We start from the raw sequence: 14,496 nt of genomic DNA on the forward strand, positions 1-14,496 counted from the left end.
GACGCCCCCGCGCGCCCGAACGGTTCAGACACCCACGCGCTGCTTCTTGCGACCTTCGGTTTGCGCGGCATGCGCGTCGCGGACCTGCTGGCGCCCGCTGATCTCGGGCACGCCGACGTCCCACCATGCATCCCCGGGCGTCCAGCTGAAGGCGTCGGAGACGATGGCAATGACGGTGGTTCGGTCGGTGGTCTTCGCCCATTCGATCGCTTGGCCGAGATCGGCAAGGCTTTCGACACGCCGCGCCAGCGCGCCCATGGCTTCCGCGTGCTTGGCGAAGTCGACCGAGAACGGCTCCTTGACCCGGCAGTCCTTGATAAGGTTATTGAAGGAGGCGCCGCCCTTGGCGTTCTGCAGCCGATTGATCACCGCATAGCCGCCATTGTCGCATACCACGAGAATCATCTTGTGGCCGGCGAGCACCGACGAATAGATGTCGGAGTTCATCATCATGTAGGTGCCGTCGCCGATCATGACGATCGGCGTGCGGGTAGGGTCGGCCATGGCCGCGCCCCAGCCGGCAGAGATTTCATAACCCATGCAGGAGAAGCCGAACTCGCAGTCGAAAGTGTTGGGTTCCTTCACCCGCCAGTTCTTCATCACCTCGCCGGGCAGTCCACCGGCCGCGGTGATCAGCAGGTCACGCTCGCCCGCCTTGGCGTTCACCACGCCTACGACCTGCGCATAGGTCGGGACCGGCTCGTTGGTCGGCTTCTGGAAGCCGTCAAGCATCGTGTTCCACTTGGCGAACTCGATGCGACCCTTGTCTGTCCAGGCCCTCTCCGCTTTCCAGTCGCCGAGGGCACCTTCGAGTTCGCTCACCGTCTCCAGCGCGTCGCCGACGACGGCGAGCGCCCGGTGCTTGGTGGCATCCCAGCGTGCGGCATTGATCGAGACGAACTTTGCGTCGGCCGAGAAGGCGCTCCAGGATCCGGTGGTGAAGTCCATGAGCCGTGTGCCGACGGCGATGATCACGTCGGCTTCCGCCGCCAGCGCGTTGGCGGAGGTTGAGCCGACGATGCCGATCGGTCCGACATGCGCGGGGTGGTCGTGCGTAACCGTGCCTTTGCCGGCAATCGTCTCCGCGAGCGGGATCCCATGCCTTTTGGCGAAATCGCCAAGAACCTTCTCGGCACCCGAATAACGCACGCCACCACCCGAGATGATCAGCGGCCGCTTTGCGCCTTTGAGGAGGCGGGTCGCTTCGGCGAGCCGGCTGCGATCGGGCCGGGGGCGCGGCACCTCATTCACCGTCTGTTCGAAGAAGGCTTCGGGATAATCCCAGGCGATCTCCTGCACATCCTGCGGCAAAGCGATGAAGGCAGGCCCGCAATCGGCCGGATCAAGCAGCACCGCAACCGCCTGCGGCAACGACGAGATGATCTGCTCGGGATGGACGATGCGGTCCCAGTAGCGCGTGACCGCCTTAAAGGCGTCATTGACGTTGATGGTTGGGTCGCCGAAGTGCTCGACCTGCTGCATGACCGGATCGGGCCGGCGACTGACGAAGGTGTCGCCTGAGAGCATCAGCACCGGCAGCCGGTTCGAATGGGCGACACCCGCCGCCGTCACCATGTTCAGCGCACCCGGACCGATCGAGGTCGCCGCAACCATGATCTGGCGCCGGCGCTTCGCCTTTGCAAAGCCGATCGCTGCAAGCGCCATCGACTGCTCATTCTGGCCGCGCCAGGTCGGCAGCATGTGCTTCACCGCCTCGAGTGCTTCAGAAAGGCACGTCACGTTGCCGTGCCCGAAGATGGCGAAGACTCCCGGAAAAAGCGGAACTTTCTCGCCGTCGACGACCGTGAACTGGTTGCACAGATAGCGCACGAGCGCCTGTGCCATGGTCAGACGGACGGTGGCCCTGGTCATCTTTGTCTCCTCCCTAACGACGGTCTTTCCAAATCTATACGGAATGCCCATTGACAAATCAATATGTTTGCAACGATCATTGCAAAAATTCAAACCGGGAGGATTTCTTGCTCAGGATTGCTGTGCTCGGCTGTGGTCGGATAGGTAGGATGCATGCGGCAAACATCGCCGCGCATCCCCGTGCGGAACTGGCCACCGTCTATGACATCGACGAATCGTCCGCGGAGGCTGTCGCGGCGCGGCACGGCGTTCGCGCTTCGGGATCCGCCGACGAGGTATTTGCCTCGGCAGATGTAGATGCGGTCCTTGTCGCGACGGTGACTGACACGCATGCCGACTACATCGAAAAGGCGGTGGCCGCTGGCAAACCCGTGCTCTGCGAGAAGCCGATCGATCTTAGTCTGGAAAGGGTGAACCGTTGCGCCGAAGCAATTTTGTCCAAGGGCGTGCCGGTCCAGATCGGCTTCAACCGACGTTTCGACCCCGGTCATCGTGCGGCGTGGAACGCCGTACGATCCGGCGAGATCGGCGACCTGCACCAGGTCATCATCACCTCGCGTGATCCTGGCATGCCGCCCCGTTCCTACTACGAGGTCGCGGGCGGGCTTTTTCGCGACATGACGATCCACGATTTCGACCTCGCCCGCTTCATGCTGGGAGAGGAGCCGGAGGAGGTGTTCGCCATAGGAGGCCGGCTGATCGACCCGGCGATGATGGAGGAACTAAACGACTACGACAGCGTCATGGTCGTGATGCGAACCAAAAGCGGCAAGCAGTGCCACATCAACAATTCCCGCACCTCAACCTATGGATACGACCAGCGCGTCGAGCTTCTGGGCAGCACCGGCATGGTGATCAGCGGCAACCGGAAGCCTCATGAGTTGCGCCGTTACTCGGCCGCGCGGGCCGAAGCCACCACGCCCTACCTCGACTTTTTCATCGAGCGATACCGCGAAGCGTTCGATGCCGAGATCGACGCCTTCGTTACCTGCGTCGAGAAGGCCGAGCGGCCGCTGGTCGGTTTCGAGGACGGGCGCCGCGCTCTGGTCTTGGCCGAAGCGGCGATGAAATCGGCGGTCGAAGGCCGCTCCGTGAAGGTCAGCGAGATCGGATAAGCCATGTACGCGAAATACGGATTGTTTATCGATGGTCGTTGGCGACCGGCGTTCGGAAATGCCACCTCCACGGTCCTGAGCCCGGTCACAGAAGAGTCACTTGGGAATGCGCCATCTGCCGCCTTCGTCGATACCGAGGAGGCTCTGGAAAGTGCGGGCCGCGGCTTCGCCGCCTGGAAAGTCAAAAGCGCCTTCGAGCGGGCTGACGCGCTTCACGCCATCGCCGACGAGATGATCCGCCGCAAGGACGAAGCGACGCGGATGATCTCGACCGAGACCGGCAAGCCAATCGCCCAGTCTGAGCGGGAATGGGGACTCTCGATCGACCAGTTCCGCTGGTATGCCGAAGAGGCGCGGCGCATCTATGGTCGAGTCATCGAAAGCCGCGTACCGGGCGGCCGGTTTGAGGTCCTGCGCGAACCGGTCGGGGTTGCGGCAGCGTTCACGGCCTGGAATTTTCCGGCTGCTCTGGTTGCCCGCAAGGTGGCGCCGGCGCTAGCTGCCGGCTGTTCGACTATCATCCGTCCGTCGAGCCAGACTCCCGGCGTGGCGATGGTGATGGTCGACTGCATGCGCGCCGGCAGGCTTCCTGCCGGCACGGTGAACCTCGTCATCGGCCTGACGGACACGACTTATGCGCCCATCATGGCTTCGCCTGCTGTCCGCAAGGTATCGCTGACCGGCTCCACTCGAGTCGGCCAGCAAATGATCCGCGATGCCGCCGACACGGTGAAGAAGGTGTCGATGGAGCTTGGCGGCAACGCGCCGCTGATCGTCTTCGACGATGCAGATCTAGACACTGCGCTCAACCTGTCGGTGCCAACCAAATACGCTAATGCCGGGCAGGTCTGCGTGACGCCTGATCGCTTCTTCGTCCACGAAAGCCTCCACGACTCTTTCGTCGAAGGCTTCGTCGAACGCGCAAGAGCATTGAAGCTGGGCGACGGCCTCGACCCCTCGGTTCAGATGGGACCGCTAATCAGCGACCGCCGGCTTGCGGAGATCGAAGCCATCGTCGACGACGCGGTGGGGGCCGGAGCAAAAGTAGCGACCGGAGCTGGTCGCGCCGCCTCGTTCAATGCGGGCCATTTCTATGAGCCTACCGCTCTCAGTGACGTTACCGACAACATGACGGTCTTTGCCCAAGAGAACTTCGGACCCATCGCGGCGATCGCCAGATTCAGCTCCGACGACGAGGTGCTCGCGCGAGCAAATGCTTCGCCGGTGGGGCTTTCGGCCTATGCGTTCACCCGCAGTCCAGACAGGGCCAGGCGAGTTGTCGCGGAGCTCAAGGCGGGCATGGTGGGCATCAACAGCTTCGCTCTTGCCGCGTCCGAGGCTCCGTTCGGCGGCACGAAATATTCCGGAATGGGTCGCGAAGGCGGCAGCGAAGGTATCGGTGACTACCTCGACACCAAGCTTGCGCAGATCGTGTTCTGAGGAGGCCGCCTTGATCAAGAACGAGCTCAAGCAGATCTGGGCCGAAGGGCGGCCCACGATCAATGGCTGGCTTTCGATCGGCAATCCATTCACCGCCGAGATCATGGCCGCGCAGGGCTATGACAGCGTGAGCATCGATGTCCAGCACGGCGCGCTCGACTATTCGATGCTGCTTCCGATGTTCCAGGCGATGCGTGCATCCAGGGTGGTGCCCATGGCGCGCGTGCCGTGGCTGGAGCCGGGCATCATCATGAAGGTGCTGGATGCCGGCGCCTATGGCGTGATCTGTCCCATGATCAACACGCCGGAACAGGCGGCTCAGCTCGTCAGCTACCTGCGCTATCCGCCGGCCGGCCAGCGCAGTTTTGGGCCGACGCGTGCCAACTTCTCGGCGGGTGCCAACTACGCGGCCGAGGCCAATGACGAGATCCTGGCTTTCGCCATGGTCGAGACCGCCGAGGCAATGCGCAATCTCGATGCGATCGCCGCAACGCCAGGGCTCGACGGCATCTATGTCGGTCCCGCAGACCTGACCTTCAGCCTGCACCAGGGGCGTCTCGCGCCGTCCTTCGATCGCGAGGAGCCTGACATGATCGCCGCTCTGCGGACGATCGTTACGGCCTGCAAGAGGAACGGCAAACGCGCCGCGCTCCATTGCGGCACGGCCGACTACGCCGCACGTGCCGTCGAATGGGGTTTCGAGATGACAACCATCTCGGGTGACTCCCGACTGCTTGCCTCCGCCGCGCAGGCAAGTGTCGCTCGCTTCCGCGAATTGACGGGTGCGAAAGCCGTCCCGGCCGAAGCCGGCAAGGGAGGCTATTGATGCCCCACGTCCTGGTCGCCGGAAAGCTTCATCCGAGCGGCATCGAACTTCTCGATGGGTCGCCCGGCGTCACCTACGACTATGTCGAAGATGTCTCCGAGCCAAGCTATGCACCTCTGATCGGCAAGGCCGATGGTCTCGTCATCCGCACCCAGCCCTTGTCGGCTCCGACCGTCGCACGCGCCGAGAGACTGAAGATCGTCTCGCGCCATGGCGTCGGCTACGACGCCGTGGATCTGCCTTCTCTCAACGAACGTGGTATCGCGCTGGCGATAGTCGGCGACGTGAATTCGGTGTCGGTGGCCGAGCACGCTATGATGCTGTTGCTGGCGGCAACCAAGCGGCTCATCCGCGCGGATCGTTCGGTCCGCGACAACGAATGGGGTTGGCGCAACCGGCTGGAGCCAAACGAACTCGCGGGCAAGCGACTGCTGATCCTCGGGTTCGGCCGGATCGGCCGCCACTTGGCGCGCATGGCGGCGACATTCGGCATGAACGTGCGCGCATATGATCCATTCCTTGCAAGGCAAGGCTGGCCGGAGGGGCCGGTCGCGTCGGTGAGCGACTTGCAAACGGGACTCGCCTGGGCCGATGCGATCTCCGTCAACGTACCCAAGGCCGAGCGCCCGGTGATCGGGCCAATGGAACTCTCGGCGATGAAGCCGACTGCCGTACTCATCAACACTGCGCGGGGCGGCGTGGTCGACGAGGCGGCGCTGATCGCGGCGCTGCGAGAGGGGCGCATCGCCGCAGCCGGTATCGACGTCTTCGACGATGAACCGCCTGCCGCGAACCATCCGCTCTTCGGCTTCGACCAAGTGATTCTGACGCCGCATATAGCCGGGCTCACCGCCGAATGCGGAGAACGCATGGCGATCTCGTCCGTGCGGAACGTGCTCGATTTTTTCGCCGGGCGGATTGACTCGGCGCTGGTGGTAAACGGAGCCGCGTTGAATGGCCGGTGAAAAACCTCAACTCAGAATCGGCCTGATCGGCACCGGCTTCATGGGCAAGACCCATGTGTTCGGCTTTGCTGCCGCACAACGTGTCTTCGATCTTCCCTACGAACTGGTGCTCCACACGGTTGCGGACAGAACCGATGACCTCGCCGCGCAGGCGGCGCAGGCCTTGGGGTTCGCGCGGGCGAGCGGGGACTGGAGGCGTCTGGTCGAGGACTCGGAGATCGATATGATCGATATCACGGCGCCGAACGCCTTCCACAAGGAGATGGCGCTCGCCGCCATTGCCGCCGGCAAGCACGTCTATTGCGAGAAGCCGCTGGCGCCCGTTGCGGCGGATGCCCGACGGATGGCCGAGGCGGCGGAAGCGGCCGGCGTCAGGACGCAGGTCGGGTTCAATTATCTCTGCAACCCGCTGCTCGCGCTGGCGCGGCAGATGATCCGCGCGGGCGAGTTGGGCGAGATCCGCAGCTATCGCGGCATTCACGCCGAGGATTACATGGCGGATGCGGAAAGCCCATTTACCTTCCGGCACGATCCTGTCGGCGGTGGCGCATTGGTGGATCTGGGCAGCCATGCTCTGGCCACGGCGGAGTTTCTGCTTGGCTCGGTGGAACGGGTCCTCGGCGATTCCGTCACCGTCATAGCGAGCCGTCAGGATGGCCGAGGCGGGCGCCGGACCATCGAGGTCGACGACATCGGTCGCGCATTTCTGCGTTTTGCCAATGGTGCATCCGGCAGCATCGAAGCGAGCTGGGTCGCCACCGGCCGCAAGATGCAGCACGATTTCGAGGTCTATGGCACCAAGGGGGCGCTCGTCTTCAGCCAGGAGCGCTTCAACGAGCTGCATTTCTACAGCACGGCCGATCCCGGCGGCCGGCGTGGCTTTCGGCGCATCGAGGCCGGTCCGGATCACGATCCCTATGGATTCTTCTGCGTCGCACCAGGCCATCAGCTCGGCTTCAACGATCTGAAGGCTATCGAGATTGCGCGGTTCGTCGATGCGATCGCCGGGAAGCGAGACGAGTCTTTCGGCTTCCGGGCCGGCCAACGCATCCAGGAACTCGTGGAGGCAATTCAGGGCTCGGCCCGGGAGAGCAAGTGGCTGCGAACAGACTGATGCGAGGGAGAGTTGGTCGCCGCCCCGCATGCGTCTGAAATAAACGTTGCATGTTTATACATTTTGCAATATAGATTGCAGCCGGAGAGAGGTACGTCGGCTGAGTGCTCAAGTCGACGTCGCACAGGGAGGAGAATGTGTCTGTGCTGGACGTACGAAGCGTCTCGAAAAGCTTTGGTGCTATCCGCGCCTTGTCAGATGTTAGCTTCGCGGTTGCTGCCGGCGAGGTGGTTGGCCTGATGGGCGACAACGGTGCCGGGAAATCGACCATGGTGAAGCTGATTGCGGGGAACTTCCCACCCTCCGACGGCGAAATCGCGGTGGACGGCAAGGTCTGCCATTTCCACAAGCCGATCGAGGCACGGGGCGAAGGGATCGAGGTCGTCTATCAAGATCTGGCCTTGGCCGACAATCTGACGGCCGCCCAAAATGTCTTTCTCGGCCGCGAGATGAAGAAGGGGTTTTGGCCGCTCCGCGTGCTCGACAAGCAGACGATGATCAACCGCTCGGCAAAACTGTTCGCGGAGCTGAAGTCGGAGACGCGGCCGCGCGATCTGGTCAAAAAAATGTCAGGCGGCCAGCGGCAGGCGGTCGCCATTGCCCGCACCCGGCTATCCAACTCCAAGCTCGTGCTGATGGATGAGCCGACCGCGGCGATTTCCGTCCGCCAGGTAGCCGAGGTGCTGGAGCTGATCCGGCGGCTCAAATCGCAAAATGTGTCGGTAATGCTGATCAGCCACCGCATGCCCGATGTGTTCGCGGTCTGCGACCGCATCATCGTGCTGAGACGCGGCTCGAAAGTGGCCGACAAGGCGACGGAGAAGACATCGCCGGAGGAGATCACCGGCCTAATTACGGGAGCAATCCGTGATGCATAGCCAGAGCGACATGCTGAAGGAAGGCCATGCGTCCATCGGTGATGTGGTCGGCATAATAGAGCAGAGCGTTTTCCAGAAGATGATCGCCAGCCAGGCCTTCTGGGTCGCGATCGCGCTTTTCGTGTTGGTGGTCTTCATGACGTGGCTGGAGCCCAGCTTCGGCACGGTCGACAACGTTACCAACACCACCCGCAATTTTGCACCTATCGCCATCATGGGGCTGGGCATGACGGTGGTGCTGATCACCGGCGGCATCGATCTGTCGGTCGGCTCGGTGATGGGGCTGGTCGCGATCGTCGCCGGCCTGCTGCTCACTTGGCACCAGCCTTGGTATGTGGCGTTTGGCGCGGGTCTGCTCGCAGGCATCGCCTGCGGAGCCTTTAACGGTTTCTTCGTGGCCTATATCGGCATGCCGTCCTTCGTGGTGACGCTAGGCATGCTGTCGATCGCGCGCTCGCTGGCGGTCGTGCTGTCCGGCAACCAGATGCTTTACCAGTTCGGACCCGATGCGCCGATCGTCAAGGCCATCGGCCAGGCCAAATGGCCGAGGCACACGCCTGACGGCTGGGTGCCTCATTGGATCCCGGAACTGTCCTCGCAGTTCTGGGTGATGGTGATCCTCGCGCTCATCGTCGGCTCCGTCTTCATTTTCACCGCCTGGGCGCGCCACCTCTTCGCGATCGGCGGCAACGAGAACGCCTCGCGGATGACCGGCGTCCCCGTCGACTGGATCAAATTCCAGGCCTATGTCTTCTGCGCATTTACCGCATCGATCGCGTCCCTGCTGCTGCTCGGCTACAGCGGCTCGGCCATCAACGCGATGGGAACCGGCTACGAGTTGAGGGTGATCGCCGGCACCGTCATCGGGGGGGCCAGCCTGATGGGCGGCTACGGAACCGCGTTTGGCGCTGTGATCGGTTCGGCCTTCCTCGAGGTCATCCGCAACGCGCTGCTGATGGCCGGGATCGATTCGAACTGGCAGGGCGCCTTTGTCGGGGCCTTCATCATTCTTGCCGTGCTTCTCGGCATGCAGACCTCGGGCAAGTCGCTGCGGGCGACGCTGGAGGGTATGTTTACCTGGAAGCGCAAATAGAATCCGGCGGCCGCAAGCCGTCGGGGATAGTGGACGTCAAAACAAAGTGGAGGAACAGGTGAAAAAATACATTCTGACGGCGGCCGTGGCGTTTTCCGCGCTGATGGCAGGGCAGGCCTATGCCCAGCAGAAATACGTCTTCGCCCTTGTGCCGAAGAACATGAACAATCCTTTCTTCGACCAGGCTCGTGACGGCTGCAAGAAGGCCGAAGCCGAATCCAGCGGCGCGATCGAATGCATGTATATCGGCCCCGGCGAGCATGGCGGCGGCGAGGAGCAGGTGCAGATCGTGCAGGACCTGGTGGCCAAGAAGGTCGACGGCATCGCCGTCGCCCCGTCGAACGCCGCGGCAATGGCCGTCGCGCTTCAGGCCGCCAGGGAAGCGGGCATTCCCGTGCTTACCTGGGACTCGGATGTGCTACCGGAGAACAAGGACCTGCGTGTCGCCTATATCGGCACGCACAATTACGAAATTGGCGTCAACCTCGCCAAGATCGTGCAGACCATCAAGCCGAAAGGCGGTACCATCTGTATCCAGTCGGGCGGAGCTGCCGCGGCCAACCACAATGAGCGCATGAAGGGTATACGCGATACGCTGGCCGGCAAGGAGTCGGCTGCCTCGCCAGGTGATGCCCTGACCGGCCAGAACGGCTGGACGGAAGCACCGGGCTGCCCTCTCTATACCAACGACGACTTCCCTCTGTCGGTTCAGCAGTTCCAGGACTTCATGGCGAAGACGCCAAACCTCGACGCCTTCGTGCCGACAGGCGGCTTTCCGCAATTCATACCGGATGCCAATCGCGCTGCGGTCGAGCCGTACAAGGATAAGATCGCCAAGAAGGAGCTGGCTCTGGTCGTCGCCGACACGCTGCCGGTGCAGATGGACCAGATGAAGGAAGGCCTGTCGCTCGGCCAGGTCGGACAGCGGCCGTTCGAAATGGGCTACAAGACCATGCTGGCGCTGAAGGACATCAAGGACGGCAAGCCCGCGCCGGCCGACCCGACCTACACCGGTCTCGACGTCTGCACCCCCGAAACCGCCGACACCTGCATCGGAAAGTAGGCGGGGGGCGCAACTCTGCGGCGGGCGAGGGATGACTCTTGCCCGCCTTTGCCCCTGAGAGGCGACAACAGACCCATCGAGCGACTGGCTCAAATCGACCGCTGCCGTCAGGCCTCAGAGACGCTCCGCTGGCCACGGCGTGACCATTTTTAGACGAGTGCCGGGAGTGATCCCATTCGGGAGGAGCAATTGAGAAAGATACGATATGCCGTGGTGGGCGCGGGCTGGATCACACAGGAAGCCTTTATGCCCGGTGTGTCCCAGACCGGAAACTCGACAATCACGGCGATCGTCAGCGGCTCGGCCAAAAACGCCGCTAAGCTCGCCGAATTCTACGGCGTGGAACACGTCTTCAGCTATGAGCAGTACGACCAGATGCTCGCATCGGACGTCGCCGATGCAGTTTACGTGGCATTGCCGAACTCCATGCATGCCGACTATGCGATCCGAGCCCTGAGAGCCGGCAAGCACGCGCTCGTTGAGAAGCCGCTGGCCACGACCGAGGCGGAATGCGAGGCGATGATCGCCGCCGCCAATGAGAGCGGAGCGTACCTGATGACGGCGTATCGGCTGCACAACGAGCCCGGCACTGTCGAGGTGCTGGAGCGCATCCGCAGCGGTGAGATCGGCGATCCCCGCATCTTTGCCGCGGTCTTCTCCTTCGTAGCGTCGTCCGACAATCACCGCCTCAAGGCCGCCTATTGGGGCGGTCCCTTGCAGGACATCGGCGTCTATTGCCTGAATGCCGCGCGCCATATCTTTGCCACTGAGCCGATCGAGGCAGTCGCGGTAAGGAGTTTCGGCAGCGCCTCAGTCGGGGAGGTAGAGGAAAGCATTGCCGTGACGTTGCGCTTCCCCGAGGGCCGGCTTGCACAGTTCATTGCCAGCTTCGGCGCGGACAATTCGGATTTTTACCACGTGGCCGGAACGAAGGGGAGCGTAACAGCCGACCCTGGCTTCCGTTTCGAGACTGCCGTGCAAATGAAGCTTCGGCATGGCGACATCAGAACCGAAACGACGTTCCCGCAGACAGACCATTTCGCCGGACAGACCGCGTATTTCTCCGACTGCATCCTGAATGCACAACCGCCTGAAGCCGACGGTGGAGAAGGATTTGCCGACGTGCGCGCCCTGCTTGCCATTGAGCGCGCCGCCAGCACCGGTCAGCCTCAGAAGATAGACACGCCGGCACGGCAGGTTCATCCTACTGCGGATATGATCCGCATCTTGCCTACAACGGACCAGCGGCTGCTTCTCTGACGCGCTTTCGCCCGCGGAGCCGGCCAGGATTCATTGCGAGAAGCGTCTCACGAAACGGCATCGCGTACCGCGTTGTACCGTGCAACCGTTCATGCGGAGGCAGTCACGATCTTGTTTCCGAACGTGCTCGACGGGCTGCGCTGGGTGAAATTCATCCAGGCGGCCGCCGACTCGCACGAGGCCGGAAAAGCCCGGACAACCGGCTGGCTTGACTGAACGCATTGGAATAATACGGAGGTCAACTTGAGTATACGCGTTGGATTTATCGGCGTAGGGGTAATGGGTGCGGATCACGCGCGGATGCTCGCATCACCTCAAGCCCGGCTTGCCGCCCGACGGGAGCATTCCGCGCCCATCATCGCTGCCCTGAAACCATGGTTCGAAAAGCAGCTATCGATGATCTCCTCCGGCTCTGGCCTGGCCGAAGACATCCGGCATGGGCTCGGCCACTGGCAAGGCCTGACCCGCTTCCTGGACGATGGCCGCCTGGAACTCGACACCAACCCGGTCGAAAACGCGATCAGGCCAGTATGCCTGACCAGAAAAAAATGCCCTGTTTGCAGGTCACGAAGTCGGGGCCGAAAATTGGGCGCTGCTCGCCTCCATCGCCACCTGCAGGCTAAACGACGTCAACCCGGTCGCCTACCTCGCCGAAACCCTCGACGCCATCATCAAACGGCCATCCGCAGACCCAGATCGAGGAACTCATGCCCTGGCGATTCCGAAAAACGTCAAGCCCAAATCCACAGGCGATCCGCGAGGCGCTCACCCTAAGCTTTATCATTGACGGTCTGACTTGACGTCTGGCCCGAGGGCGGCGTTCGCTACTATTCCGAAACTTAAGGTTTCGCCCTACCGCGTAGTTGGGGTCGGCTGTCTTAAGAGGGCCGCTGCCCAAGGTGCCTACTTCTTAACGCATTGGCGGACTGGTGCGGCCGAGCAAACTTCGCCCACGCCGCAGTCCAGGTCGCGTGAACAAGGTTCCGGCATTTGCGGTGGCTCCAGCGTGACGAAGGGCGTCCTCGGCTCTTCCCCCGGTCTCGCCGTTCTCGGGAGGAAGGCGCCGGGATCACCGAGCGACTTCACATATCGATAGAATGACCGAATGTCGCTCTCCGGCATGACGCGAACGTTGTACCAAGGCATCGGGTGATGTCCGGGTTTTGCCCAAAGGGACATAGGGGCATCAAATCAGGCGGTTGCTTTCCGCAATTTGACGCGCCCGCCGCACCGTGCCGTCGGTGTCGGCGGACTTTCGTCTTGTTGCTTCGTCGCTTCTGATCGTCAGCCGCTTCGACAGGATTTTTCCAGTTTCGACGATTGGCTTGACCGGTATGGCCGGAGCGTCCGGAGTTTTCATGTACCTCATGCTTATTATCCTTTTAGGCAAAAATGAAAGAGAGCGCGGAGCGGCTGTCCGCCCCGGCACCTTGCACGGCGATAAAATTACGGTCGCACGATCCAGGCCAGCAACGCCGGATTAAAATCGGAGTTGCCGGTATAGTCGCGGATCAAAAGCGCGGCGTATGCCTGCCACTGATCCTCGGGGATCTGCTTTTCAATGACCGATGTTCTGAACGCGTCACGCAGGATATTGCAGTCAAAAGTCGAAATCACATCGGCCGATTGATCGTTGTCCATAATGCGGCTCCCATCGAGGGGGCGGGAGTACGATGGACGCTCTCAAGCGCCGGTGCCCATTGTTCTGTGGCCGGCGACAACGGACTGTACGCCCCGCACAGGTGCTTAGCGAATCATTCCGGCGAATTTGCTCGCCGGTGTGCTAGCTCAGCGGCCGGCCTGTTCCCGCCGCTTGGCGTCTTCATCGTTCAGCCGGCCGACCATCTCGTCCGCTTCGCCGGCATTGATGCCGACCCGATCTTGTGATCGGACTCGGCGGGCTGGCCGGTGAAAACGTCGAAAACGGTCCAGCTGTCCGGGCGGTCCATGCGAAACGCGTAGCGGTTTGCCATAGTCGCGTCCTATTCATTTTTGCCGGCACCAATTTGTGTCGATCGGTTCAGGCCTGCACAATGACAAAGACTGCCGCCAGGCCAACGACTGTCCACAGCACCACGCACACCTTCAAAGCCATGCCCCCGTGCCGTGAGATGCCCTCCCGCATGCGGGGTACCCCGTTCTTCATTCTCCTGCCCGGCGTGGCCGCAACGCCGACCGGCGGCTTGACCCCAAGTCTGCCGAATACCGGAAGCAGCGTCGGCTCACGCACGGGCTTCTCCGGACGCCAAGGTCTCAGTATCCCATGCTGCCGCCGCCACCGCCGCCGCCACCACCAACTGCCGGTGCGGCATCCCGAGCCGGAACGTCGGTGATCATGGCTTCCGCCGTGATCAGAAGCGCCGCAATGGAGCCCGCGTCCTGCAGCGCCGTCCGTACCACCTTCGCCGGGTCGACGATGCCGGCCTTGATCATGTCGACATAGACCTCGTTCTGGGCATCGAAGCCCTGATTGTGATCCTTGCCCTCGGCGAGCTTGCCGACGACGATCGAACCTTCGACGCCGGAATTCTCGGCGATCTGCCGGATCGGCGCTTCGAGCGCTCTCGACACGATCGAAATGCCCGCTGTCACATCGGCATTGGCTCCGGTCATCCCGTTCAGCACAGCCTTGGCGCGCAGCAACGCGACACCGCCGCCCGGAACGATGCCTTCTTCAACGGCCGCGCGCGTGGCGTTCAGCGCATCGTCGATGCGGTCCTTCTTTTCCTTGACCTCGGATTCGGTGGCGCCGCCGACGCGGATGACTGCAACGCCGCCCGCCAGCTTGGCGAGACGTTCCTGCAGCTTCTCCTTGTCATAGTCGGACGTGGTTTCCTCGATCTGCCCCTTGATCTGCTGGACGCGCGCCT

14 protein-coding genes and 1 pseudogene are annotated in these 14,496 nt (G+C 62.4%); 10 read left to right on the forward strand and 5 right to left on the reverse strand.

Annotated elements, in window-relative coordinates; translation table 11 throughout:
- Window positions 1–24 precede the first annotated feature (24 nt).
- The gene (iolD, locus tag NKJ15_RS16150) at window positions 25–1,872 is read right to left on the reverse strand and encodes a 3D-(3,5/4)-trihydroxycyclohexane-1,2-dione acylhydrolase (decyclizing) (RefSeq protein ID WP_352816198.1); all 1,848 of its coding nucleotides are present in this window, start codon (window positions 1,870–1,872) and stop codon (window positions 25–27) included.
- 107 nt (window positions 1,873–1,979) lie between these two features.
- Between iolD and iolG the strand changes: the two genes are divergently transcribed.
- The 10 genes and pseudogenes from iolG to NKJ15_RS16200 all read left to right on the forward strand — a co-directional run.
- Complete coding sequence (gene iolG / locus NKJ15_RS16155; protein ID WP_352541471.1) at window positions 1,980–2,987, forward strand: inositol 2-dehydrogenase; 1,008 nt, start codon at window positions 1,980–1,982, stop codon at window positions 2,985–2,987.
- A gap of 3 nt (window positions 2,988–2,990) precedes the next feature.
- A complete protein-coding gene (locus NKJ15_RS16160) occupies window positions 2,991–4,427 on the forward strand; it encodes an NAD-dependent succinate-semialdehyde dehydrogenase (protein WP_352816200.1) in 1,437 nt (478 codons plus the stop codon).
- 10 nt (window positions 4,428–4,437) lie between these two features.
- Window positions 4,438–5,253, forward strand: a complete 816-nt coding sequence (locus NKJ15_RS16165; protein WP_352541469.1) for an HpcH/HpaI aldolase family protein — start codon at window positions 4,438–4,440, stop codon at window positions 5,251–5,253.
- The gene (locus tag NKJ15_RS16170) at window positions 5,253–6,218 is read left to right on the forward strand and encodes a hydroxyacid dehydrogenase (RefSeq protein ID WP_352541468.1); all 966 of its coding nucleotides are present in this window, start codon (window positions 5,253–5,255) and stop codon (window positions 6,216–6,218) included. The genes NKJ15_RS16165 and NKJ15_RS16170 overlap by 1 nt, the downstream gene beginning before the upstream one ends.
- On the forward strand, window positions 6,208–7,332 hold the full coding sequence (locus NKJ15_RS16175) for a Gfo/Idh/MocA family protein (RefSeq protein ID WP_352541467.1): 1,125 nt from the start codon (window positions 6,208–6,210) through the stop codon (window positions 7,330–7,332). Before NKJ15_RS16170 ends, NKJ15_RS16175 begins: the two co-directional genes overlap by 11 nt.
- A 137-nt stretch (window positions 7,333–7,469) precedes the next feature.
- Window positions 7,470–8,210, forward strand: coding sequence for an ATP-binding cassette domain-containing protein (locus NKJ15_RS16180; RefSeq protein WP_352686825.1), 741 nt, complete (start codon window positions 7,470–7,472; stop codon window positions 8,208–8,210).
- Window positions 8,203–9,303 carry an ABC transporter permease gene (locus tag NKJ15_RS16185; RefSeq protein ID WP_156937342.1) on the forward strand — a complete coding sequence of 367 codons (1,101 nt, stop codon included), beginning with the start codon at window positions 8,203–8,205 and terminating at the stop codon, window positions 9,301–9,303. Before NKJ15_RS16180 ends, NKJ15_RS16185 begins: the two co-directional genes overlap by 8 nt.
- A gap of 58 nt (window positions 9,304–9,361) precedes the next feature.
- The gene (locus tag NKJ15_RS16190; RefSeq protein ID WP_352541465.1) at window positions 9,362–10,366 is read left to right on the forward strand and encodes a substrate-binding domain-containing protein; all 1,005 of its coding nucleotides are present in this window, start codon (window positions 9,362–9,364) and stop codon (window positions 10,364–10,366) included.
- 210 nt (window positions 10,367–10,576) lie between these two features.
- Complete coding sequence (locus tag NKJ15_RS16195; protein WP_352541464.1) at window positions 10,577–11,626, forward strand: Gfo/Idh/MocA family protein; 1,050 nt, start codon at window positions 10,577–10,579, stop codon at window positions 11,624–11,626.
- 312 nt (window positions 11,627–11,938) lie between these two features.
- Window positions 11,939–12,426 (forward strand): annotated as a pseudogene (locus NKJ15_RS16200) (IS66 family transposase); the annotation flags it as partial.
- A gap of 386 nt (window positions 12,427–12,812) precedes the next feature.
- Here NKJ15_RS16200 and NKJ15_RS16205 read toward each other — a convergent pair.
- The 4 genes from NKJ15_RS16205 to NKJ15_RS16220 all read right to left on the reverse strand — a co-directional run.
- The gene (locus NKJ15_RS16205) at window positions 12,813–12,995 is read right to left on the reverse strand and encodes a hypothetical protein (RefSeq protein WP_352541463.1); all 183 of its coding nucleotides are present in this window, start codon (window positions 12,993–12,995) and stop codon (window positions 12,813–12,815) included.
- Window positions 12,996–13,072: 77 nt separating this feature from the next.
- Entirely contained in the window at window positions 13,073–13,267 is a 195-nt protein-coding gene (locus tag NKJ15_RS16210; protein ID WP_352541462.1) for a hypothetical protein, read from the reverse strand.
- Window positions 13,268–13,646: 379 nt separating this feature from the next.
- The gene (locus NKJ15_RS16215; RefSeq protein ID WP_352816204.1) at window positions 13,647–13,856 is read right to left on the reverse strand and encodes a hypothetical protein; all 210 of its coding nucleotides are present in this window, start codon (window positions 13,854–13,856) and stop codon (window positions 13,647–13,649) included.
- Window positions 13,857–13,879: 23 nt separating this feature from the next.
- Window positions 13,880–14,496: TCP-1/cpn60 chaperonin family protein (locus tag NKJ15_RS16220; protein ID WP_352816206.1), on the reverse strand; the 617-nt coding region annotated here is incomplete at its 5' end.

It is taken from the genome of Mesorhizobium sp. M0207 (assembly GCF_040321995.1).
Classification (GTDB): domain Bacteria; phylum Pseudomonadota; class Alphaproteobacteria; order Rhizobiales; family Rhizobiaceae; genus Mesorhizobium.

Excerpts from the sequence above, each read along its gene's own strand:
- iolD (WP_352816198.1), bottom strand. The coding sequence starts at position 1,872 with ATGACCAGGGCCACCGTCCGTCTGACCATGGCACAGGCGCTCGTGCGC.
- NKJ15_RS16160 (WP_352816200.1), top strand. The coding sequence starts at position 2,991 with ATGTACGCGAAATACGGATTGTTTATCGATGGTCGTTGGCGACCGGCG.
- NKJ15_RS16170 (WP_352541468.1), top strand. The coding sequence starts at position 5,253 with ATGCCCCACGTCCTGGTCGCCGGAAAGCTTCATCCGAGCGGCATCGAA.
- NKJ15_RS16175 (WP_352541467.1), top strand. The coding sequence starts at position 6,208 with ATGGCCGGTGAAAAACCTCAACTCAGAATCGGCCTGATCGGCACCGGC.
- NKJ15_RS16185 (WP_156937342.1), top strand. The coding sequence starts at position 8,203 with ATGCATAGCCAGAGCGACATGCTGAAGGAAGGCCATGCGTCCATCGGT.
- NKJ15_RS16205 (WP_352541463.1), bottom strand. The coding sequence starts at position 12,995 with ATGAGGTACATGAAAACTCCGGACGCTCCGGCCATACCGGTCAAGCCA.
- NKJ15_RS16210 (WP_352541462.1), bottom strand. The coding sequence starts at position 13,267 with ATGGACAACGATCAATCGGCCGATGTGATTTCGACTTTTGACTGCAAT.